The sequence below is a fragment of the Streptomyces sp. GL_148 genome, assembly GCF_057834205.1.
The window spans coordinates 3,748,382-3,769,181 of the sequence record NZ_CM174396.1; the positions used below are offsets into that span (position 1 = coordinate 3,748,382).

24 protein-coding genes are annotated in these 20,800 nt (G+C 69.5%); 14 read left to right on the forward strand and 10 right to left on the reverse strand.

Annotation, left to right across the window (positions count from 1 at the left end):
* Positions 1 to 12: 12 nt before the first annotated feature.
* Positions 13 to 1,341 carry a hypothetical protein gene (locus AC3IYI_RS16990; RefSeq protein ID WP_489410969.1) on the reverse strand — a complete coding sequence of 443 codons (1,329 nt, stop codon included), beginning with the start codon at positions 1,339 to 1,341 and terminating at the stop codon, positions 13 to 15.
* 835 nt (positions 1,342 to 2,176) lie between these two features.
* Here AC3IYI_RS16990 and AC3IYI_RS16995 point away from each other — a divergent pair.
* The 10 genes from AC3IYI_RS16995 to AC3IYI_RS17040 all read left to right on the forward strand — a co-directional run bounded on the left by AC3IYI_RS16995 (position 2,177) and on the right by AC3IYI_RS17040 (position 12,846).
* On the forward strand, positions 2,177 to 3,472 hold the full coding sequence (locus AC3IYI_RS16995; protein ID WP_489410970.1) for a cytochrome P450: 1,296 nt from the start codon (positions 2,177 to 2,179) through the stop codon (positions 3,470 to 3,472).
* Positions 3,473 to 3,645: 173 nt separating this feature from the next.
* Complete coding sequence (locus AC3IYI_RS17000) at positions 3,646 to 4,689, forward strand: polyprenyl synthetase family protein (protein ID WP_489410971.1); 1,044 nt, start codon at positions 3,646 to 3,648, stop codon at positions 4,687 to 4,689.
* A gap of 25 nt (positions 4,690 to 4,714) precedes the next feature.
* Entirely contained in the window at positions 4,715 to 5,782 is a 1,068-nt protein-coding gene (locus tag AC3IYI_RS17005) for a terpene synthase family protein (RefSeq protein ID WP_489410972.1), read from the forward strand.
* Between the two features lie 829 nt (positions 5,783 to 6,611).
* Positions 6,612 to 7,280 (forward strand): ParB/RepB/Spo0J family partition protein, encoded by a 669-nt coding sequence (locus AC3IYI_RS17010; RefSeq protein WP_489410973.1) that lies wholly within the window; start codon positions 6,612 to 6,614, stop codon positions 7,278 to 7,280.
* Entirely contained in the window at positions 7,277 to 8,716 is a 1,440-nt protein-coding gene (locus tag AC3IYI_RS17015) for a methyltransferase domain-containing protein (protein WP_489410974.1), read from the forward strand. Before AC3IYI_RS17010 ends, AC3IYI_RS17015 begins: the two co-directional genes overlap by 4 nt.
* Before the next feature lie 3 nt (positions 8,717 to 8,719).
* Positions 8,720 to 9,247 (forward strand): hypothetical protein, encoded by a 528-nt coding sequence (locus tag AC3IYI_RS17020; RefSeq protein ID WP_489410975.1) that lies wholly within the window; start codon positions 8,720 to 8,722, stop codon positions 9,245 to 9,247.
* Between the two features lie 313 nt (positions 9,248 to 9,560).
* Positions 9,561 to 9,776, forward strand: coding sequence for a hypothetical protein (locus tag AC3IYI_RS17025; protein WP_489410976.1), 216 nt, complete (start codon positions 9,561 to 9,563; stop codon positions 9,774 to 9,776).
* A gap of 125 nt (positions 9,777 to 9,901) precedes the next feature.
* Positions 9,902 to 10,450, forward strand: coding sequence for a hypothetical protein (locus AC3IYI_RS17030; protein ID WP_327302969.1), 549 nt, complete (start codon positions 9,902 to 9,904; stop codon positions 10,448 to 10,450).
* Complete coding sequence (locus AC3IYI_RS17035; protein ID WP_489410977.1) at positions 10,437 to 11,975, forward strand: terminase large subunit domain-containing protein; 1,539 nt, start codon at positions 10,437 to 10,439, stop codon at positions 11,973 to 11,975. The genes AC3IYI_RS17030 and AC3IYI_RS17035 overlap by 14 nt, the downstream gene beginning before the upstream one ends.
* Before the next feature lie 136 nt (positions 11,976 to 12,111).
* The gene (locus tag AC3IYI_RS17040; protein WP_489410978.1) at positions 12,112 to 12,846 is read left to right on the forward strand and encodes a carbonic anhydrase; all 735 of its coding nucleotides are present in this window, start codon (positions 12,112 to 12,114) and stop codon (positions 12,844 to 12,846) included.
* A gap of 83 nt (positions 12,847 to 12,929) precedes the next feature.
* Here the strand turns inward: AC3IYI_RS17040 and AC3IYI_RS17045 are convergent, their stop codons facing one another.
* Positions 12,930 to 13,211 carry a hypothetical protein gene (locus tag AC3IYI_RS17045; RefSeq protein ID WP_489410979.1) on the reverse strand — a complete coding sequence of 94 codons (282 nt, stop codon included), beginning with the start codon at positions 13,209 to 13,211 and terminating at the stop codon, positions 12,930 to 12,932.
* Between AC3IYI_RS17045 and AC3IYI_RS17050 the strand changes: the two genes are divergently transcribed.
* From AC3IYI_RS17050 to AC3IYI_RS17060, 3 genes are read left to right on the forward strand one after another with little or no spacing between them, the layout of a single operon-like run.
* Positions 13,204 to 13,614 carry an ATP-binding protein gene (locus tag AC3IYI_RS17050; RefSeq protein ID WP_489410980.1) on the forward strand — a complete coding sequence of 137 codons (411 nt, stop codon included), beginning with the start codon at positions 13,204 to 13,206 and terminating at the stop codon, positions 13,612 to 13,614. The genes AC3IYI_RS17045 and AC3IYI_RS17050 overlap by 8 nt on opposite strands.
* The gene (locus AC3IYI_RS17055) at positions 13,611 to 13,808 is read left to right on the forward strand and encodes a hypothetical protein (RefSeq protein ID WP_489410981.1); all 198 of its coding nucleotides are present in this window, start codon (positions 13,611 to 13,613) and stop codon (positions 13,806 to 13,808) included. Before AC3IYI_RS17050 ends, AC3IYI_RS17055 begins: the two co-directional genes overlap by 4 nt.
* Entirely contained in the window at positions 13,808 to 13,966 is a 159-nt protein-coding gene (locus AC3IYI_RS17060) for a DUF6126 family protein (RefSeq protein ID WP_489410982.1), read from the forward strand. Before AC3IYI_RS17055 ends, AC3IYI_RS17060 begins: the two co-directional genes overlap by 1 nt.
* Before the next feature lie 107 nt (positions 13,967 to 14,073).
* Here AC3IYI_RS17060 and AC3IYI_RS17065 read toward each other — a convergent pair whose 3' ends face one another.
* From AC3IYI_RS17065 to AC3IYI_RS17095, 7 genes are all read right to left on the reverse strand, one after another.
* Positions 14,074 to 14,409 carry an ArsR/SmtB family transcription factor gene (locus AC3IYI_RS17065; RefSeq protein ID WP_330294808.1) on the reverse strand — a complete coding sequence of 112 codons (336 nt, stop codon included), beginning with the start codon at positions 14,407 to 14,409 and terminating at the stop codon, positions 14,074 to 14,076.
* A gap of 176 nt (positions 14,410 to 14,585) precedes the next feature.
* Positions 14,586 to 14,807 carry an alkylphosphonate utilization protein gene (locus AC3IYI_RS17070; RefSeq protein ID WP_489410983.1) on the reverse strand — a complete coding sequence of 74 codons (222 nt, stop codon included), beginning with the start codon at positions 14,805 to 14,807 and terminating at the stop codon, positions 14,586 to 14,588.
* Positions 14,808 to 14,851: 44 nt separating this feature from the next.
* Positions 14,852 to 15,262, reverse strand: a complete 411-nt coding sequence (locus tag AC3IYI_RS17075; protein WP_489410984.1) for an STAS domain-containing protein — start codon at positions 15,260 to 15,262, stop codon at positions 14,852 to 14,854.
* A 22-nt stretch (positions 15,263 to 15,284) separates the two neighbouring features.
* A complete protein-coding gene (locus tag AC3IYI_RS17080; protein ID WP_330294811.1) occupies positions 15,285 to 15,710 on the reverse strand; it encodes an ATP-binding protein in 426 nt (141 codons plus the stop codon).
* Positions 15,707 to 16,129: a pyridoxamine 5'-phosphate oxidase family protein gene (locus AC3IYI_RS17085; RefSeq protein WP_489410985.1), complete on the reverse strand. Its 423-nt coding sequence runs from the start codon at positions 16,127 to 16,129 to the stop codon at positions 15,707 to 15,709. The genes AC3IYI_RS17080 and AC3IYI_RS17085 overlap by 4 nt, the downstream gene beginning before the upstream one ends.
* Positions 16,126 to 17,850 carry a SulP family inorganic anion transporter gene (locus AC3IYI_RS17090; protein ID WP_489410986.1) on the reverse strand — a complete coding sequence of 575 codons (1,725 nt, stop codon included), beginning with the start codon at positions 17,848 to 17,850 and terminating at the stop codon, positions 16,126 to 16,128. Before AC3IYI_RS17090 ends, AC3IYI_RS17085 begins: the two co-directional genes overlap by 4 nt.
* A 2-nt stretch (positions 17,851 to 17,852) precedes the next feature.
* On the reverse strand, positions 17,853 to 18,194 hold the full coding sequence (locus AC3IYI_RS17095) for an ArsR/SmtB family transcription factor (RefSeq protein ID WP_489410987.1): 342 nt from the start codon (positions 18,192 to 18,194) through the stop codon (positions 17,853 to 17,855).
* Positions 18,195 to 18,478: 284 nt separating this feature from the next.
* Between AC3IYI_RS17095 and AC3IYI_RS17100 the strand changes: the two genes are divergently transcribed.
* Positions 18,479 to 20,254: a hypothetical protein gene (locus tag AC3IYI_RS17100; RefSeq protein ID WP_489410988.1), complete on the forward strand. Its 1,776-nt coding sequence runs from the start codon at positions 18,479 to 18,481 to the stop codon at positions 20,252 to 20,254.
* Here AC3IYI_RS17100 and AC3IYI_RS17105 read toward each other — a convergent pair.
* Positions 20,232 to 20,786: a hypothetical protein gene (locus tag AC3IYI_RS17105; RefSeq protein ID WP_489410989.1), complete on the reverse strand. Its 555-nt coding sequence runs from the start codon at positions 20,784 to 20,786 to the stop codon at positions 20,232 to 20,234. The genes AC3IYI_RS17100 and AC3IYI_RS17105 overlap by 23 nt on opposite strands.
* Positions 20,787 to 20,800 lie beyond the last annotated feature (14 nt).

The window sequence follows — 20,800 nt, forward strand, 5'->3', positions numbered from 1 at the left end:
CCGGCCGCAGGGTCACACCTTGATGAGGTCTTCGGTCCTGATGTACCAGCCGGTGCGCGGGTCCCTGGTGAAGCTCATGCGGTAGGCGTAGGTGAAGTCCGCGGTGACGGTGCCCGCCGCGGCCACCTCGAAGCTGTTGCCCCGGCGGACGTAGTGGTCCACGTCGACGTTGGAGATGTCCGCGAGCTCGTAGTTCGGGCGGATAGTGTCCACGAGAATCATCCGGCCGCCGCGTGCCCATTTCTCCCAGCTGTACGCCGAGACCCGCCTGTTCGGGGTGCGGGCCTTGACCGTGTTGTCGGGGAGGTCGGCATTGATGAGGTCCTGACGGGCCTTCTCCCGCGCCGCCTGCGCGTCCTTGCGGCCCTGTTCGAGGACGGCCTCCTCCTTGAGCTTGGCGAAGGTCTCCTCCAAGGCGGCCGTGGTCGTGTCGTCCAGGTTGTCGATGAGCACGGCCAGCCGTTCGGCGGGCAGGAGGACCAGGAGCGTCGGAGCGTTCTCCGCGACCCGGATGATGCCTTCGGTCACAGACCGGATCACGTCGTCGGCAAGGTCGGCGCGCAGGCTGTCGCCCCACAGGGTGCGGGCGGCGGTGGTCAGCTCTTCCGTGGTCGCCTTGGAGAGCAGGAGCTTCTGCTTGTCGGCGGGGAGCGTCCTGAGTGCCCGTTCCATGTACCCGTCGGGCAGTTCGGCGATCTCGGCGGCGGTCAGTTCCACCGAGGCGGCGTCCACCGTGTCGATGACGCCCTGGCCGGAGGAGGGCTGCCAGCCCTGTTCCGGGTCGCTGCCGCCGCCTCCGGGGAAGGTGGCGACGTAGCCCCGCTTGAGCTCGGCCAGGCGCTGTTCGCGCTCGGCGCGGGTGGACGGCAGCGGATCGCCGTCGCACGTGACCCGGCCGTTGGAATCGGTGTAGCCGCGTCCCAGCTGCACACCGTCGAGGTCGGTGAAGACGACTCGGGCGAAGTGCACCGGCTTGCCCTCCCGCTCAACCTTGGCCGTGAGGCCGCGTACCGCCAGCGGCACACCCGACACCTCGGCGCTGCCCCCGGTGGTCACGGTCTCGCACCAGCCTGCGACCTCGGGGTAGTCCCAGCGGGAGGTGACCGGGTCCGGGCCGCTGTCCGCGACGTAGTGGAGCAGCTCGCCATCAGGCCCCTTGCCGCACGGCATCGAGTAGGCGTGCGTCTGGGCGACGGCGGCGATGAAGTGGGTGTCGGAGTTGGGGTCGGGGTAGTTGCCGTCGTCCAGCCCGGAGGGGTCGAAGTACGTGCTGACATCGGCGCCGTCGTACGGGGCCCTGCCTGCCGCTCCGGATCCCGCGGTGGTCGTGGTATCGGTCATGGTGGGTCCCCTGGGGTCGTCGGTAAGGACGCCCGGGCGTGTGAGGTCGGCGTTCAAGCGCCCGGGAATCGACGCTGATCAGCGTGCATGACGGAAGGTAACCACCCCACCGCCGTCCGTAAAACGTGGTTATCGGTCATCCGCTGCCCACTGGTCGGCCTGAACACGACTCGAACACCACCGTCCGCCCTGGAAATCGGTCAATCAACCTCGCAAGGGCCGGCCGCGTCGGCGTCGAACGGTACGGCGGATGCACGCTCCGACTGCCAGGTTGCGCCAGCGCGGCTCACAACGCTCCACCCAGGGGGAGGAGATGGTCTGACAGCGCCGAAGAGCCGCGGGGACAAGGCCACGAGACGGAATGCGGTGGCCTCTGAATGAGACATCGCGTAGGAGTCCAGGTCGGCATGCCGGAATGGGGCATGCCAAATGCGGGCCTACATGATCGTTCGCCCGTAGTAATGGTGATCCCGGTCCCGATCTATGCGGCGTTGTTCTCCGGCGTGATCGTGGAGATCTCAGCCGGTCGAGACCGGGGGCGTCCGCCCTCCCCGGTCTCGCTGCTCGGGGGTGGGGCACGTCGCCTGTGGTCGGCGAGGCCTCTGGACGGTGGCGGCACAGGCTGGGCAGCCTTCCAGGGCTGCCTGTCGTGACGATGTGATCATTTGCCTGACCGGCCGCGCCCCAGCGTTCTAAGGTTTGCCGCGTGGACGTCGATGGAGGGGGTCGGGTGCCGGCTGTGGCGGAGCGGTTGTCAGGTCGGGTGGCGGACGCGCCGGGGGCGTGGCCTCTCCTCGGGCACCTTCCGCAATTGCGGCGCGGGCCGTTGGAGTTCATGAAGTCGTTATCGGGCCACGGTGGCCTGGTCCGGATCCGACTGGGTCCTGTGCGGGCGTACGTGGTCTGTGAGCCGGGGTTGGTGCAGCAGATGCTCCGCGAGCCGGCGGTGTTCGACAAGGGCGGGATGCTCTTCGACAAAGCCCGCCAGATCGTGGCGAACGGGCTGGCGACCAGTGCATGGACCGAACACCAGCGCCAGCGCCCCCTGGTACAACCCGCCTTCACGCGCGCCCGGCTGGAGGCGTACACACCGGTCATGGCCCAGGAGACCGACGCACTGATCGAGACGTGGCAAGCCGAACGGCCCGTCGACATGGTGGAACAGATGGTGACGTTGTTCGCGCGGATCACCGCACGCACCCTGTTCGGCTCCGACCTGGACCGTGCTTGCATCGCGACCGTCCAGCAAGCCATCCCCATCGTCGCCGAGGGCGTCTACCGGCAGATGACCGCACCGCTACGGGTGTGGGAGAAGCTGCCCACCGCCGCCAACCGGAAGTACCACCGGGCGGCGGCGGACCTGCACGCAGTCATCGACCAGGTCATCGAAGAGCACGAGGGCATCAAGGGCGACCGTCCCGACGGTGAGGACATGCTGTCGGCGTTGTTGGAAGCCCGTGAGGGCGAGGACCGGCTGAGTAAGGCGGAGGTCCACGAGCAGATCTTCACTTTCATGATGGCCGGAGTCGAGACCACCGCGACCGCCATGTCCTGGACCCTGCACCTCCTCGCCCGGCACCCCGAAGTCCAGGAACGCCTGCACGCCGAGATCAGCAGCGTCCTCGGAGGGCAGGTGCCCACCGTTAAGGACCTCTCCCGCCTGGAGTACACCCGCGGCGTACTGACCGAGGCGATGCGCCTGTACCCGCCGGTCTGGCTGCTCACCCGGGCCGCGACCGCCGACGCCGGCCTGGGCGAGTGGCGCGTCCCCGCGGGGAGCGCCGTGGTGTTCAGCCCCTACATGCTCCACCATGACGCGCGCCTGTTCCCCGATCCCGAGCGTTTCGACCCCGACCGCTGGTGTTCCCCGCGTGGCGACAACGCCGGTCAGCGTGGCCTGTTCCAGTTCGGCGGCGGCGCACGCAAGTGCATCGGTGACGTCTTCAGCCTCACTGAGGAGATGATCGCCCTCGTGGCGATCAGTACCCGATGGCGCCTGACTCCGGGGCCCGGACCCGAGCCCCGGCCGGTTGCCAAGGCCGTGCTGACGCCCGACCGCGTCATCGTCGTCGCCCACCCTCGCCCGTCCCCGGACCACGACGACCGCGGCCCGGGGCCCGACCGGCCGTAACAGGCCCGCGCGCACACCTCTCCCGCATCCGCTCATCCGACAGCGGCGGTCGCGGCGCGCCCAACCGCGCAGCGAACCACGTCTGGAACTGCCCAGCCTCGCACCGCCGGGCCGGACCGCCCCGTGCGCGCGCCGTCGCAACCCACCACCATCGCCCCAGATGAGGAGCCGGCATGACACCGCAACCGACAGCCCCGCCCCGGGCCGGATCCGCAGGCCAGATCCTGGCCGATGCCGCCCGTGCGGTCGACCCGGCCCTGCGCCGGGCCACCCGCCACTTAGCGCCACCGATACGCCGCCTGACGGACTATCACCTCGGCTGGACCGACGCCGAGGGGCGCCCGGCCGCCGTGCCGGGCAAGGCGCTGCGCCCGGCGCTGGTCCTCCTGGCATGCCGGGCCGTCGGCGGCCGGGCGGCCCAGGCGCTGCCCGCTGCGGTCGCGGCCGAACTGGTCCACAACGCCTCCCTGCTGCACGACGACGTCATCGACAACGACCAACTGCGGCGTCACCGACCCACCATCCAGGCCCTGTTCGGCACACCGGCGGCCATTCTGGCCGGCGACGCGTTGTTCTTCCTCGCCGTGCAGACCATGGCCCAGGCGCCCACGCCACTGTGCGGCACCGGCCTGCAGTGGCTGACAGCAGCCGTGCAGGAGCTCATCGACGGCGAGTACGCCGACACCACCCTCGAACAGCGCCCCGATCCAGTCAGCCCGAGCGAGGCCGCCGCGATGGCCGCGGCGAAGACCGGCTCGCTGATCGCCGTCTCCTGCGCCCTGGGGGCCTTGGCAGGGGGAGCCGACGCGCAGCGCACCGCCCATCTGCGTGAGTTCGGCAGCCACCTGGGCCAGTGCTTCCAGCTCGCGGACGACATCCTCGGCATCTGGGGCGACCCGGAGGTGACGGGCAAGCCACGCCTGGCCGACCTGCAGGCCCGCAAGAAGAGCCTGCCGGTTACGGCCGCACTGTCCGCGGACAACGAACCCGCCCGCGAACTCGGCGCCCTGTACGCCACTTCCCGCCCGCTGGGCCCCGACGAGCTCGAACGGGCCGCCCATCTCGTCGAGGCCGCCGGTGGACGCGACTGGGCCGTCGGTCAGAGCGGCCACCACCTCGGTCAGGCGCTGGAACACCTGCGCGCAGCCGATCCCGAGCCGGCGGCCGAAGCCGACCTCACCTGCCTGGCCCGTCTCGCCGCCGACCGGACCCGCTGAAACCCGTATCCCAAGGAGCATGTCCATGACCGCCCCCGCCCCCGCCGCCACGGCATTCGAGCTGCCCACTTTCTGGGCTCCGATCACCCCCCTCGCCAACGCCGACACCCAGGCCATGGCCGGGGACATCGGCCTCTGGCTTCAGCGGACCGGGGTGTGCCCCGACGCCGAGCACGCCGCCCTGATGGGCACCGTCGGCGCCTACGGCACCGCCGCCACCATCCCCTCCGCCACCGGCCTCAGCGCCCGTACCATGGCCCGCTACATGGCCTGGGGCTTCGCCCTGGACGACGAAGGCGACCGCGCCGGCACCTCCGAGGACAACCTCCACCAGCTCATCCGCCGCGCAGCCCGCCTCGTCCAGATCATGGAGACACCCGACGCCCTCACACCCGACGACGACATCTGGGTCCGCGCCTGGGCCGACATCGCCCAGGACCTGCACACCATCGCCCAACCCTCAGCCCTGCGCCGGGCCATCGACGGATTCCGCGGCTACGCACTGGGCATGGTCCACGAAGCCTCCCTCCAACGGACCGCCACCCTGCCCTCCCTCGACGACTACCTCACCTTCCGCTACGCCCACGGCGCAGGCGACGCCGTGGCCGCCATGGTCGAAATCTCCACCGGCGTCGACATCCCCGCCCCCGAAATCGACTCGGCCGCCGCACGCGCCGCCACCCAGACCGCCCTGACCATCGCCCTGCTCGACAACGAACTCCTCTCCCGCCACAAGGAGACGGAACGCGGCGAATACGACTGCAGCCTCATCCTCGTCCTGCAAAACGAGGCCCCCCACCTCACCCTCCAAGAAGCCGTCGACACAGCCAACGCCCTGCGCAACCGCACCCTGGACACCTTCCTCAAACTCCGCGACACCCTCCACCCCAACGCCAGCCCCCAACTGCGCACCTACCTCGAAGCCCTCGGCCACCTCATCGCCGGCGTCACCATGTGGAGCGCCACCTCCCCCCGCTACACCAGCGCCAACTCTCCGACCGGCGAACCCCGACTGTCCGACACCGACACCGCCCGGCACCGCCCGCTGACCCTCCCGAAGGACATCGCACGCTGGAACCGCCTCACCGAATGAAGCAAACGGCGCCGGCTGCCCGCCGCGTCGACTGATTTGGGGGTGCGCGGCGATCCGCGTGCCAAGCGGGCAACTTGGCCCAGTCGTCGGCCTGCTCCGGTGAAGCAGCCCTGGAGAGTGAAGATGAGCGTGTGGTGACGCGGGGCGTGACGTCGGCCGAGTCCCGTGATCTGGTGGACGGGCCACGAGACGAAGCGGGGTGAGCGCCGCCGGCGCGGTTGCGACTGCCCGCGAACAAGGCTTGCGCTGACCGCAGGGCTGGTGATGGCAGGCACGGGGACGGGGCAGGCGGACCAAAGCCGGTCAAGATCGCATGCTGGGACACCCGGGACGTTCTCTATCGCCCTCTGGCACGGAACGTTCCGGGGGCGCGAAAAGAACAGCATTTGCCCCTTTGGTGGATACAGATCGTTGGTGCGCTTCCGTTCGATCCGTGCGCCCCCGTACTGCTATTGCCTACTCCTGAGCCCCGGGGTGGTAATGGGACGTGCAGGGCGGAGCAGCGGCCATGCCGACAGCCTTGCTGGGCATGGCCCTGACCGGTGAGTTGGGCGGGAGGTGGTACCTCATGTCGGGTCCTGAGGGGGTAGGCGACGAAGGGTGGGTCAGCCTGTCCGGCGGGCCGACCGGCTCGACGGAGCCGTGCGCCTCCCTCCCCGCGCGCAAGTCCCGCGATGAAGAACTCCCTCGCGACCGACCGCTTCGGTGGCGGCCTGCGGCATCGGACGACGACGTGACGAACTGACTGCGTGAGACCCGGGCTGTCATCGTGCCGGGCCCCGCGCCCGATCACCTATCGTCGATGGTGGGCGCGGGGGCTGGAGCCCTCGTGTACACCGCTGCACCCCGCATCCCCGACTCGCTCGCGACGCTGGCCTTCCCGCTCGCAGACCTGGCCCCCTATCACCGCAACCCGCGCAACGGCGATCTGGACGCGATCGGGGAGTCCCTGTCCACGCACGGCCAGTACAAGCCGATCGTGGTCAACCGCGGTACGCACACCGGGCGTCCGAACGAGATCCTCGCGGGCAACCACACGGCGAAGGCCGCCCGGAAGCTCGGCTGGGACGACATCGCGGCCACCTGGCTGGACGTCGACGAGGCCACGGCCGCGAAGATCGTCATCGTCGACAACCGGACCAGCGACCTGGCCGGGTACGACACCGCCCTCCTCGCGGACATCCTCACCGACCTCCCGGACCTGGAGGGGACCGGCTACGACCAGGAGCAGCTGGACGACCTCTTGGACGACACCTCGCTGCCCGCGCCGATCGAGCTGCCGAGCGACGGCGCCGGCACGGGGGCCGCCGCAGCCGTCGACTACCTCCAGTGGGGGTACCTCCAGTGGTCATCCACCCGTGTGCGGATCACGCAGAACGAGGTGGAGTTCCTCAACGCGATCTACAAGCGGTACGTGGACGAGAAGGACTCCGACCTCGGGTTCGGCTGGCACGTCCTCAACGAGGAGCACCACGCCAGCGAGGAGAACGCCGCGTGAATCCCCTCGACGTACGGTTCGATCCCGCCTACTCGCTGGATAAGCTCCGCCCGGCCGACTACAACCCGCGTCGCCTCTCGGAGAGTTCGTTCGTCCGGCTCCAGGGGTCACTGCGCCGCCACGGCGTGGTCAAGCCGGTCATCCTCAACGCCGACGGGACACTGGTCGCCGGCCACCAGAGAACCAAGGGGCTGAAGGCGATCGGGCAGACCACCGTGCCCGCGATGATCCTTCCGCAGAAGGTCCGCCTCCAGGACGAGATCAAGTTCAACCTCCTGCACAACCGTGTCGAGACCGAGAGCAGCGTCGTCTACGCGGAGGCCGGACCGATCGGCCAGTGGTGCTGGATTCCGTGGCAGAGCATCGAGGTCATCGCCTCCCGCAACCTCCCATTCCAGCAGGCCATCGGCTTCATGACCGCAGCTCACGGCCCGTGGGGATCTGTCGTCATCGATGACCAGGGCCGTGTCGTGCTGAACGCGGAGTATGCGGCGGTCGCGAAGGCACAGCGGTTCGACATCCTCGCGTGGACCGTGGCCTCCTTCGATGCCGGCCAGCTGGTCGAGGACCTGACGGGCGAGTACGGCGTCTACGACTGGACGGGGCTGGAGGAGCAGGCCCCCGTCTGGAATCAGCACATCGTCCAGCCGAACCGGCTCCGCGAGCACTCCTCAAAGGCTAAGGCGGACAAAGTCCGCTACAAGTCGGAGGTGTGGGAGAGGCTGGTCCTGCCGTGGCTCACGACCTCGCACCGCGTCGTGGACTTCGGGGCCGGGCACGGTGACTACGCGAAGCACCTGCGCGCACAGGGCTACCGGGTCCAGGACTACGAGCCGTACCGGACACTCAAGGGCAAGTACAGCCTGGACGTCCGCGGGATCGTGTCCATGATCCGCGGGATCGAACGGGAGCTTCGCGAGGGCGGGTTGTACGAGGTCGTCGTTCTGGACTCGGTGATCAACGCGACCACCAGCCTCGAATACCAGCACTGGGTGCTGCTCACCGTGAACGCGCTCTGCGCGGCCGACGGGCAGGTGTGCATCGGCACCCGGAACCTGGAACGCGAGAAGGCGTACGAGAACTCCGAGCACTCCATCAGCCGGGATTCCACACGTCTCGCGTTCCTGGACGAGCACAGCGTTGACATGCGGTTCGTGCGCGGGAAGTGGCAGCGGATCCGGTACCACACCCCGGAGTCGCTGCGCGGCCTCCTGTCCCGCTACTTCGAGGAGGTGGAGCTGAGCGACACCACGCGGGCCACGGTCAAGGCCGTCTGCCGCAAGCCGCGCCCCTTCCCCATCGAGGAATACGAGGAGGCCTTTCAGAATGAATTCAACATGCCCTACCCCAATGATTTCCGGCACGATAAACATAAGGGGATCGTGGAAATTCTGATAGAATTGATCAAGGATAGGAATAGCCAAATGGAGGGGTAGTAAATGGAATCGGGGGCGGACCTCAAGAGGGTTCGCATAGAAATAGAATCACGCGACAAGTACGGCATCATGTGGCTGGCGGGTATACGTCAGCTCGACCTGACGCAGCACTGCCTGAAGACGTTCGCCGAGTGCGACAGGCCGAAGGTGGACCGCCGGCTGGAGCAGCAGACCCTGCTGCTGCCGGCGGAGTCACCACCGGTCGCCTGGTACCTGTGTGCGCTGCCCCTCCCATGGGACTGGAGCCGCAACGCCCACCTGGCCTTCGAGTACGCGCCCGGCGCATCGTGGGAGGGGGACGCACTAGTTCCTGGACTCGGCGTGCGACTGACCAACGCCAGGCCCATCACCGGGTGGGGCGAGCAATCCATTCCTGCCACCGCACCGATGCGGCAGGCGCGGCTGTATAGGACGTGCCGGAATTGGCAATTTGGCTGGTGGCTTCGGCAGCACAGGGAGGTCCCCGACGCTCCCGAGAAGCCGCCCCGGCCGGAGCCGGGGGACGGCTCCGAGCAGCTCACCTTCCAGTGACAAGAGCCCCTGTTCAGCCAGTGGCTTGATCGACCTCTTGTGTAGCAGTCTGGCGGCCCGCTAACGTTCCCGGGCCGCCAGACGCATGTCTGGCGATGGAACAGGCCTCAGGGCCATGGCGGTCGGGAAGGGTGGCACAGGTGCCTCCACGCGGGCGAGTTCTAACTCGCCGCTGACTCACGCAGTTCGGGTCAGCGGGGCGGTTAGGGACTTGGACGTTCTGCCGGAGACGGCAGACCCCGAACTGAGGGAGAAGTATGCCCTCAGGACGGAAGCCAGGTTGCTCGCCCCGACTCGCAACTGAGGAGACACCTTGTTCGACCGCCTTGTTGACGTACTCGCCCAGGCCAAGACGCTCCGCGCCGTCGTCGACTTCCTGACGATCGTCGTGCGCATCATCCCGGCCCTGTTCGTCGTGATCGCCCTCATCCCGTCCTTCGTCATGTTCGCCTTCATCGCGGACGGACCGCGCCGCTCCCTTCTCGACATCGTGGACCGCCTCACGAAGTGGACCCTGGCCCAGGGCTAGCCCTTCCCCGCCCGGCCCCGCGTCCCCAAGAGCACCTGGACGCGGGGCGGGCCGCGCCAAGTCGCCGGGCGGCACCCTTCGCTACAGGATCATGGGAGGGTGGCGCGGGGCCTGGAGTTGTGTTCATGGGCCGCCCCACCCGGGCCGTGCGTGCTGCAATCACCCAACGCCGAGCCGACGCAATTGATCTGAAACTGGCCGGCGTCGACTGGCTGACCATCGGGCGGAAGCTCGCAGCCGATCCGTCGATCAACAGCGATGGTGTCGCCTACCCGCAGGGGTACGGCATCGACACGTACAAGCGGGGCGACGAGCCCCCTACCGACTCCCGACTGATCGAGCTCGCCTGCAAGGACGTGTCCAAGGCACTGGCCGAACGCAGCACCGCGCTGGACGACAGCGCGGACGAGCTGCGCAAGCTGATGGTGGAGCGCCTGGAGCGGCTCTTCTTCGGCGTCTACCGGTCCGCGATCCGTAACGGTGACCTCCAGGCCGTCGACCGCGCCGTGCGGATCATCGAGCGCAGCAGCCACCTCCTGGGCCTCAACCGGCCAGTACGCACTGAGGTATCGGGCCCGGACGGCGGCGCCGTGCAGGTGGAGACCGCGGGGCTGGAAGAGCTGCAGCGGCTGATTGCCCTGGCAGGCGACCCGGGCGAGGGTGGCCAGGGCTGATGAGGCTGCGGTCCTCCAGCTGTACCGGTCGCTTCCCGCGCCGCGCCGCCGTGAGATAGCCGCCGCCTCCACACCACAGCTCCGTGCCCAGCTCGCCCGTATCGAGCGGGACATGGCGATGGATCGCTCTCCGGGGGCGATGGCCTCCGTCCTCACCGAGGGGCGGGAGATGCAGGCCCCGCACCTGGGGCTGATCGACGCTGCCTTCGAACGGGTCGCGGCCGGCGTCCCGACGAAGCTGCTGCTCACCATGCCTCCCCGGCACGGCAAGAGCCGAAGGGCCGCCCGGTGGGCGCCGCTGTGGTACCTGCGGCGGCGCCCGGAGCACCGGGTGATGATCGCCTCCTACTCCTCCGACTTGGCCGACGACCACGGCCGGTGGATCCGCGACGCGATCCTCACCTACGGGCCGCAGATCGGCATCTCTCTGCGGCCGGGCTCCTCGGCGGCGAACCGCTTCGACCTGCTGGGGACCGAAGGCGGCGCCGTCATGGCCGGCGTGGGCGGTGGCCTGACCGGCAAGGGCGCCCACCTGGCGGTGGTGGACGACCCGATCAAGGACGCTGCGGAGGCGTCGAGCCCGACGATGCGCCGCCGGTTGTGGGAGTGGTGGCAGGCCGTCCTCCTGACCCGTATCGAGCCGGGCGGCTCCGTCATCCTCATCCAGACCCGCTGGGACGAGGACGACCTCGCCGGACGAGTCCTCGCCGACGAAGGCAGCCGCTGGACCGTCATCGACCTGCCCGCGCTCGCCCTGTCCGACGACGACGCCCTCGGGCGACTGGTCGGCGGCCCGCTCTGGCCGGAGCGGTATGACGAAGCCGCACTCGCAGAGATCCGCCGATCGGTGGGCGAACGCGTCTGGTGGAGCCTCTACCAGCAGCAGCCCCGGCCGCAGGACGGCGGAGTCTGGGACTGGGCATGGATCACCAACAGCCGGATCAGCGCCGCGCAGCTGCGTGGCATCGACCTCAACAGAATCGTGGTCGCCGTGGACCCCGCCGGCGGCGAGTCCGCGGTGGGCGACGAGACCGGCATCGTCGCTGTGGCCCGCGACGCCGAGGGACACCTGTACGTCCTGGACGACCGCTCGGGCAACCGTGGCGCGGATGCCTGGGGTCGAGAGGCGTGCCTACTCGCGATCGAGCTGCGTGCGGACGCCATCGTGGTCGAGGCCAACTACGGCGGCGATATGAGCCGCCAGATCCTCCATCAGGCGTGGCAGGAACTCCAGCGCGAGCAGCGCACGGAGAGCATGTTGATGCCCGCGGTGCTCCCGGTCACAGCGAAGCACGGCAAGCGGCTCCGAGCCGAACCGATCGCCCAGCTGTACGAGCAGGGCCGGGTGCACCATGTCGGTCAGTGGCCTCAGCTGGAGCAGCAGATGGTGACCTGGGTCGCGGGCATGGACTCCCCCGACCGCATGGACGCAGCCGTGCACGGTCTGACTGAGCTGGCCGACCCGCAGCGCAGTGGGCTCGGCTCGTCGGGCTATCAGGATGGGCGGCTGTCCGGGCGAAGATGACGCGAAGGCAGCCGGTACCGGGGCGACAGTCCATGTCGACCTCGGCCGGTGCCTTTGTCCAAGACTTCCTCAAGGCCCGACCAAGCCGGAGGTGGCAGCCCGCGCACCCGCCGGGATGCGCCTACTTTGTCCCTGCATGACAGGTAGTGCTGAAGGTTTTGCCCCTTTGGGGCGGCGCCGGTTCGTCCGGGCGGGGCTGACGGGAGCTGTGGCGGTGGCCGCCGGGCTCGCTTCCGGTCCCGCTGCCACCTCGACTGCGACCCGCGCCGACGGGAAGGGCTCGCGGCCCAGGAGTCCCGAGGCGGCCCTACGAGAGCTCGTGGCGGGTAATGCCCGCTGGCGGTCGTTCCATGAGCGGAATCCGGACCGGACTCGGGCTGTTCGGCAGACGCTGGTGGCCGGGCAGCATCCCTTCGCCGTGGTGCTGGGCTGCGTGGATTCGCGGGTCCCTCCGGAGCTGGTCTTCGACCAGGGCTTGGGTGACCTGCTGACGGTCCGCTCGGCAGGCTCCGTCCTCGACGAGGCGGTCCTCGCCAGCATCACCTACGGGGTCCTCGAGTTAGGCATCCCGCTCATCGTCGTCCTGGGGCATCAGTCGTGCGGCGCCGTCACCGCCGCCGTCCACGCCGCCCAGTCGGGGGAGCTGTTGCCTGGCCACATGCAATACCTGGCGGATCAGATCCGTCCGGCGATCGACCGCACCCTTCCGGCTATAGAGCGCGTGGACGCGGCCGTCACGGCGAACGTGCGACTGGTGCGCTCCCGCCTCGCCGTCGAACCCACCTTGGCGGCAAAGGTCACGGCGGGCGGGCTGGCCGTGGTCGGGGCCCGGTACGAACTGACCAGCCAGCGCGTCCACCAGGCCCCCTGACCGGTAACCCCCACCCACATGAACCTCTAGACAGGCCCGCACCGGCTAGACTTGCAGAGTTATGCAATTTACTAGTTCTGTATTCAGTGGACGGGGGTTGCGGTGTGGCCGGGTTCGAGGAAGCGGCGCTGGAACGGGTCCGGGTGGCGCGGGCTCGTCTCGCGGCTGCGCGGGAGGCTGACGATGCCTTCGAGGAGGCACAGGCCGCGGAGGAGCTGGAGGACGCGCTGCGCGTGGCCCACGATCACGGCGTGGCCACCGACGCCGGAGACGGCCGGTGAGCCGGACCGTGTCACCGGCCCGTCCGAGGCGTCGGTGATGGCCCGCCACCCCAGCGGGCAGCCGGCGGCGACGCAGGTGCGCAAGCACGCCTGGACGGTGCCGCTGGTGCCCAGCTCGGTACGGGCATCTCGCGAGCGCGCCGAACGCTCCCTGGTCCTCTTCGGCCTGGAGAGCACCTCAGCCCTGTTCGGGACGGTGCTGCTCGTGGTCAGCGAGCTCGTCACCAACGCAGTCCGCCACGCCCAGCACTCCCCGGACGCCGAGATCACCATCCACATGAGCGACCACATGCTCGCGGTCGCCGTCGCGGATCTGGACCCGCGCCCGATAACGCTGGGCGACGCCGCCCGGGCCTCCGGACAGGGGCTGCGCACGGTGGCCGACCTGGCACGAACCTTCGGCGGCGACGTCCGCATCGAGCCCGCCCCCGGCGGACGCGGCAAGACGGTCGTCGTCCGCTTCATCCTGCCGGAAGGCACACCGTGACCAGCAGCAGCCAAGGGGCCGTCCAGCTGTACGAGATCACCTACCTCCCCACCGGCCCCGACCAGGATGTCCGTACGGTCGAGGCCGGGGAAGTCGCCGCCGTCATCCAGCACGCCGGCAAGCACGGCATACAGCTACGCATCCGCCCATGCACCCACCCACTCCAGGACCCGGACACCGAGAAGGAAGCGTGATGACGGACAACCCACCCGCGAAGGACACGGCGGCGGACCAGGAGAAGTGGAAGGAGAAGGGCGTCGCCCTGCGCGCCTTCTTCTACATCTTCGGCACGCACGTGTTCGCCGGGTTCATCTGGCTGCTGTTCTACCTCGGCCAGCACGCCCAGAAATGAAGAGCGGCCGTCTTCCGGTGTCAGAAGCGCAGGTGAACCCGCACTAACGGAAGACGGCCGCCGTATGTGAGGCGCAGCCCTGGCGGGGGCGGCACCGTCGGCGTGGCCTAGGTGTGGCTGGTGGCCTGGAGGTCGGCGAGGAGTTCGGCCTGTCCTTGAAGGACGCCGGAGAGGATGCCGCGGGCGACCTTCAGGAGTTCGGCGATCTGGGGGTGGGTGAGGCTGTAGTACACGTTGGAGCCTTCGCGGCGGGTGATCACCAGGTTGGCCTTGCGCAGGACGGCGAGCTGCTGTGAGAGGCTCGCGGCCTCGACCCCGACCTCGGGCAGCATCTCGGCGACCGCGTGTTCGCGTACGGACAGGAGTTCCAGGACTCGGATGCGGACCGGGTGCCCCAGCGTTTTGAAGAACTCCGCCTTCAGCTGGTACAGCGGCGTGCTCACCTGGGTACCCCTGCTTCGACTGCCCATCTCATCCACCCGGAACCGTTCCTTCACAGGGGCATCCGTTCGCCCCTCTCCACACCTTGTGACCTCCACAATTGCAGATCCCTGCAACTCCTGGGACCCGGCGGGTCACCTTCGTGACGTTCGGACCCCGAGAGCGGGTCCTTTGCCGGTCAGGCCTTCTTGAGGAACTCGGTCTTCAGGACCAGGCCCTTGACCTGCTTCGTGTTGCACTCGACCTCGCCGGGCCGGGAGGTGAGGCGGATGTTCTTGACCAGGGTTCCGCGCTTGAGGGTCTCGGAGGTGCCCTTGACCTTCAGGTCCTTGATCAGGGTGACCGAGTCGCCGTCCTCCAGCGGGGTGCCGTTGGAGTCCTTGACGATGATGTCGCTCATGGTGCAGGTGTCCTTCGTCGTTCTCGTGGATGGTGGTGCTGGTCTCAGGTAAGGGCGGGTTCCTCGGGGGACTGTTGGGTGGGCCAGTCATCGGTGGCCCACTGCTTGACCGTCCCGTGGGCTCCGTGGGCGGCCAGCGCGGCGGCGAGGTCGCAGTGGACGGCGACGGGCGGGCACGTGGCGTCGGGGACCAGCGAGCCGTCCGCGGGTATCGCCGCGAGCTCGAGTCGGCGCCCGCTTTCGGCGAGGCGGCGAGCGGCCTGGGCGACGGCGATCTGCCCGCCGGCCGACCAGCCCAGCAGCCCCGTCAAATCCAGGATGACCGGACCGGCGCCCCGGGCCAGCGCCCAGCCGATCGCGCCGGCGAACCGGTCGGTCGCGTCCGCGCCGAGATACCCGGCCAGGGACAGCACACCCAGGTCCTGGCGGGTGGTGTAGCGCCATTCGATCGTCATCGTCAGCTCCTCGGCTCGCTCATCACAGGGGAAGGGTGATCCAGATGGCCTTGCCGCGCCCGTCCGCGTCCGGCCTTACAAGGGCCGTGCCACCCAGCTCCATCGTCATCGCGACCACCATGGCCAGGCCGCTGCCCGGGGCTGTGCCGAGCGCCCCGAACAGTGGGGGCTGGTAGGGGTGGCGGTCGTGGACGGCGAACGCGAACGCACCCGGCCCGTGCGCGTAGGTGACCGTGATGGTCGGGGACAGGACGGCTGCGTGGCGGACGGCGTTGGTGACCAGCTCGGCCAGGATCAGCAGCGCCGGACCCACACTCGGATGGCGAAGCCCTACTCCGCACTCCACCAGGACGAGTTCAGTGGTCTCGCGGGCGATGCGCACGGCCGAGCCCATGGCGGGTACGTCCAGCACGTGCCGGTAGGGCATCGTCTCGACCCGGACACTCATCGGCCCGCCTCCGAAACCGTGCGGGCCAGGCGGAACCCGGACACCTGCTGCGGGTGAAGCCGCAACAGGGTGTCGTGGGGGCCGTGCGCCCAGCCGGGCAGGGTGCGCCGGTAGTGGGCAGCCTCGTCCGGGTCGGCGATGACATCGGCCGGGCCGTGCGCGCTCACCGTCCAGCCGGTTCCGGCCGGGGTGCGGATCTCGTCAACCTGGTAGGCCAGCAGCGCGCGCCCGGGGATGGCGGCCGCCTGGACGGGCGAGCGGACGACGAGGCGCCCGTACTCCATCACGTGTGCGGCGGGGCGGACGACAGCCAGCTCCCGCTGAATGTAGACGAGTCGGCCCTGGGCGGAGCCTTCGAGGAGCCACAGGGCCTCGGTGCCGGAGACCTCGATCATGCGGCGGTCGGCGGGGACGGTCATCGGGCAGCCTTCCGGATGCGGTGCGGTCGGTGCTTGAGCGGCAGCAGGCCCGCCTGCTCCAGGTACTTGCGGGCCCCCGCAATCGCCTCCGGGGTGGTGGCGTACTCGCGGCCCTCCAGACGCAGCAGGTCCAGGGCGCCGACGGCGTTCAGGGCCTGGCGTTGGCCAGGCCGGATGCCGGAGGTGAGGACGGCGATGCCGCGCCGGTTCAACTTTTCCACCGCGTCTTTGAGGACGAGGGCGCCGGTGGCATCCAGGGTGGTCACCCTCGCCATACGCAGGATGACCACCTTCACATCGGCGACCTCGGAGAGTTCCAGGAGGAAGCGGTGGGCGCCGGCGAAGAAGAGGGGGCCGTCGATGCGGTAGGCGACGATGTGCTCCGCGAGCAGGGCGTGCTCCTCGTCGCTGTGCTCGCCGGGCAAGTCCGGGCGGAAGTCGACCTGCTCCATCCGTGCCTGACTCGCCACCGCCTTCAGCGCGAGGGCTCCGGCGACGACGAGACCGATGATCACCGCGTAGACGAGGTCGAGAACCAGGGTGGCGGCTGCGGTGAGAACGAGGACGACTGCGTCCGAGCGGGTCGCTTTCGCCATCGCCCGCAGGGATCCGACCTCGACCATGCGGATCGCCGTCGCCAGCAGCACACCGGCCAGGGCGGCGAGCGGGATCTTGGAGACGAGAGGGGCTGCGGCGAACACGATCAGCGCGAGCACCGCGGCGTGAGTGAGCGCGGCGAGGCGGGAGCTGGCACCGGTGCGGACGTTGACGGCGGTACGGGCAATCGCGGCGGTTGCCGGCACGCCACCGAAGAGCGGGGCAGCCAGGTTCGCGATGCCCTGCCCGAACAACTCCTTGTCCGGGTCGTGCCGCTGCCCGACCGTCATACCGTCCGCGACCGTCGCCGACAGCAGAGACTCGAGCGCGGCCAAGGCGGCCACGGCGACCGCGGGGGCAAGCAGCGAGCCGAGGGCGGAAAGGTCGAGGAAGGCGAGGGAGGGGGCGGGGAGCCCGGAGGGCAGGTTCCCGATCGGGGCCGCCGCGCTCAGGTGGAAGACCTGTGCGATCACGGTCGCTGCAATCACGGCGACGATGGAGAAGGGGATCGTCGGCTTCCACCGGGCACCGGCCAGCATGACCGCGGCCACACCTACGGAGAGGCCGATCGCGGTCCAGTTCGGGAAAGCCGCGAACTGCACGAGAGCCCGCCAGGCCACCAGCAGGACCTTCTCGCCCTGTGGCTTGTCGACCCCGAGTGCGTTGGGTATCTGCTGGAGGCCGATCACGCACGCGATCCCGAGCGTGAACCCCTCCACCACCGGCGCCGGTACGTAGCGCATGTACTGCCCGGCCCGCAGCAGCGCGAGGCCGATCAGCAGGACACCGGCCATCAGCCCGACAGTCAGGACGCCGCCGGGCCCGTACTGGGCGACGATCGGCACCAGAACCACGGTCATCGCACCCGTCGGCCCGGACACCTGGAGGTTGGACCCGCCGAACAGGGCGGCGAGCGCGCCGGCCACCACGGCGGTGGCCAGCCCCGCCTCGGCGCCCAGCCCGGAGGAGACACCGAAGCCGAGCGCGAGCGGCAGAGCGACGATCGCCACCGTGAGACCGGCCAGCAGATCCCGGCGAGGGCTACGGGCCATGACCGCGAAGTCGGCCCGCGCGGGCAGCACGGAACGGACCCGGCCGAGCACGGAGGTCAGTGCGGTGGTCATGGTCACGAGGCCGGGACCTCGGACTCGCGCAGCTCCTCCAACAGCTCCCGCTGACCCGCCAGGACCTCGGTCAGGATCCGCCGCGCCGCCCGCATCAGCTGCGCGACGTCCCCGCCCGCCAGCTCATACACAACGGTCGAGCCGTCACGGGTCGAGGTGACGATCCCCGAGCGGCGCAGGACCGCGAGCTGCTGCGAGAGAGCGGAGGGCTCGACCTCGATCGCGGCCAGCAGGTCCCGTACCGGCATCGGCCCGTCCTGCAGCAGCTCCAGAACCCTTATCCGCACCGGGTGCCCGAGCATCCGGAAGAACTCGGCCTTGGCCTGATACAGCGGAACCGGCACGGTCTCGCACCCTTCTCACCACCCCGAGCAGCGGGGCGAACGCCTGGCGCTGTGCACGCGGCTACCTACGAACACAGCACCCACAGCATCTATGAAATTGCAGACTTCTGCAATTCAACGATTCTGCGTCCCGCTGGCGAGCGCGAGCAGTACCGTTCTGCGTGGGCCTCGCCGCCACCCCCGTCGGCGAGGCCCCCGCAACAGCCACGAACGCTCTGCCCGCTGGCGCACGGTTGCCTCGCATAGGCTGTGAGTCGGCGCGGGGCCGTTGGGGGACTTCTCCTGTGGGCCTGCGCACGTTCGTGTCCGACGCCTGGTCGTGGCTGAACTACAAGCCGATGATGACGGCCGCCAGCGGCGGCCACCCTCATCGGTCCCTCGCACCTCAGGTGCAGGCGACATGGGTTCCCCGGGATGCTCTGCGCCGACTGGCCGCGTACAAGATCCTCGCGGCATACGACGCGAATCAGGCTGGGGAGCTGGCCGTCCTCACCGGCAACGAGGCTGGCGCCGAGCGCCGCGAGTTCGGAGACGCCGCTGTCTTCGTCGATACCGCGCTCGCGCACCTCCTCGGCAAGTCGCAGCAGATCGTGGTCGCGGGCGCCGAGCACGCCGGGACCGATGAGCCCGACCCGCAGGCGCAGGCCGCGGCCGCCGTGCAGCTGCTGTTGCGTGGCTGGGCGGAGAAGGAGCTGCTGCCGCTGCGGATGCAGGCCGCTGAGCGCAAGGCGGTGCTGCTCGGGGACGCGGTGTACCTGCTGGCCTGGGACCCGGACAAGGGGAGGGTGCGGCTGCGGACCTTCGACCCCGGGTTCTACTTCCCTGTGCTGGATGAGGACGCGGATCCGGGCGACTACCCGCGGCGGGTCCATCTGGCCTGGGAGATACCCGAGGACGCCGAGCACGGGGTGAAGGCGCGGATCCGGCGCATCACCTACGAGCTGGGGCCGATCACGGCGGCGACGCGCAGCACGCCACCGGACGCCGGGCGGACCGGCCGTGACCTGGTCGCCGATGGGGCGGGCGGGTGGCTGCTGGAGACCGGTGACGTGTTCCGTGCGGACAGCGGGATCATCGAGCGGACCTACCCGTGGGCGGACCGGCCCTCCAGCACCACCTGCTTCCTCACCGACGCGGAGTGGAACCTCGATGACCTGCGCCACGGACAGAGCCTCGATGACCTGCCCTTGGACAAGGCCCGGTTCCGGACCCGCTCGGACGGAGAGGTCCTGCACCGTCTCGACCTGCGCTTGGACTTCCTGCCGATCATCCACATCAGCAACACCGTGGCCGACGGCGAGCACTTCGGGCAGTCGTCGCTCGCCCCCGTAATGCAGGTGCTGGACGAACTTGCAGAGACCGACACCGACTCGGCGCGCGCTTCGGCGACGACCGGCGCCCCGATCATCGGTCTGGCCGGCGCGCGCGCCGAGGTGGACCGGGTCACGGGCAGGCCCCGCCCGTTGTCGGTGGAGCCGGGCACCATCTTCCAGTTGGCCGACGGCGGGCGCATGGACGTCCTGGACACCTCCGGGCAGCTGGCGGAGCTCCGGGCCCGCGTGGAAGAGATCCGGGAGAGGGCGGCCGTCAACGCGCGTCTCCCCGCCGTCAGCCTGGGCACGGTCGACCCTTCCGACGTCCCCAGCGGGTACGCCCTCCAGCTGTCCCTGGGCCCGCTGGACTCCTTGGTCGACGCGATGCGCCTGGCCCGCGCGCACAAGTACGGGCTGCTGTTCAAGATGGTGCAGAGGCTCCACCAGGCCGGACAGGCGGAGGGCTGGCCCGCCGGTGAAAACCTGCCGGTGCGCCTGGCCTTCGGCCCGCACACGCCTACGGACCGCAGTGCCGTCCTGGACGAGGTGGTGCGCGGTGTCGGAGCCAGTGTGCTGAGCCTGGAGACCGGCGTACGGATGTTGCAGGACGCCGGCTACCCGATCGAGGACGCCCGCGAGGAGGTGGATCGGATCACCGTACGGCGGGAGAAGACGGCACCAGCCGGATCCCAATCGGCCCAGCCGGGGGACGACGAGGAGGACTCTAGCTCTCCGGAGGGGTCTTGAAGTCCGACTTCCGCTTCGTCTTGAACCGCTCCGTCTGGGCCTCCGCCGACTCGCGCATATCCTCTTCGGAGACCTCCTGCTTGGTGCCTCCGCCCCACTGCGTCACGTAGGTCCCCTTCCCGCCGGGAACGTTGTCGATGCGGGAGACGAACAGGCAGTCGCCTGCGAACTCACCGAACTCCGGCCCCAGCACTCGGCCTTCCCTCGGGTCCCGCCCGGCCGCGAGCTGCTTACCGTCTTCGTCGAAGATGACGTGTTCTTCCTCGGATGCAGCCGTCCGTACGCAGGACCCGGGTGAGGACCCGGGGACGGTGTACTCGGCCTCTTGCAGGGCGGCCGTATACGCGGTGAACGGTGTGCGGTCCGCCCACGGCTGCCACAGCCACAGGCCCCCACCCACCACCAGGACCGCTACGGCCCCGGCGGCCAACCACGCCTTCTTCGGCCGCCGGTCGACCGCCGTCGACTTCTCGATCGATACGCCGTCGATCTCTTCCACGATGCCCCCCACCTGGATAGTCGTGTTGATCATCCCAGGTGAGGGGT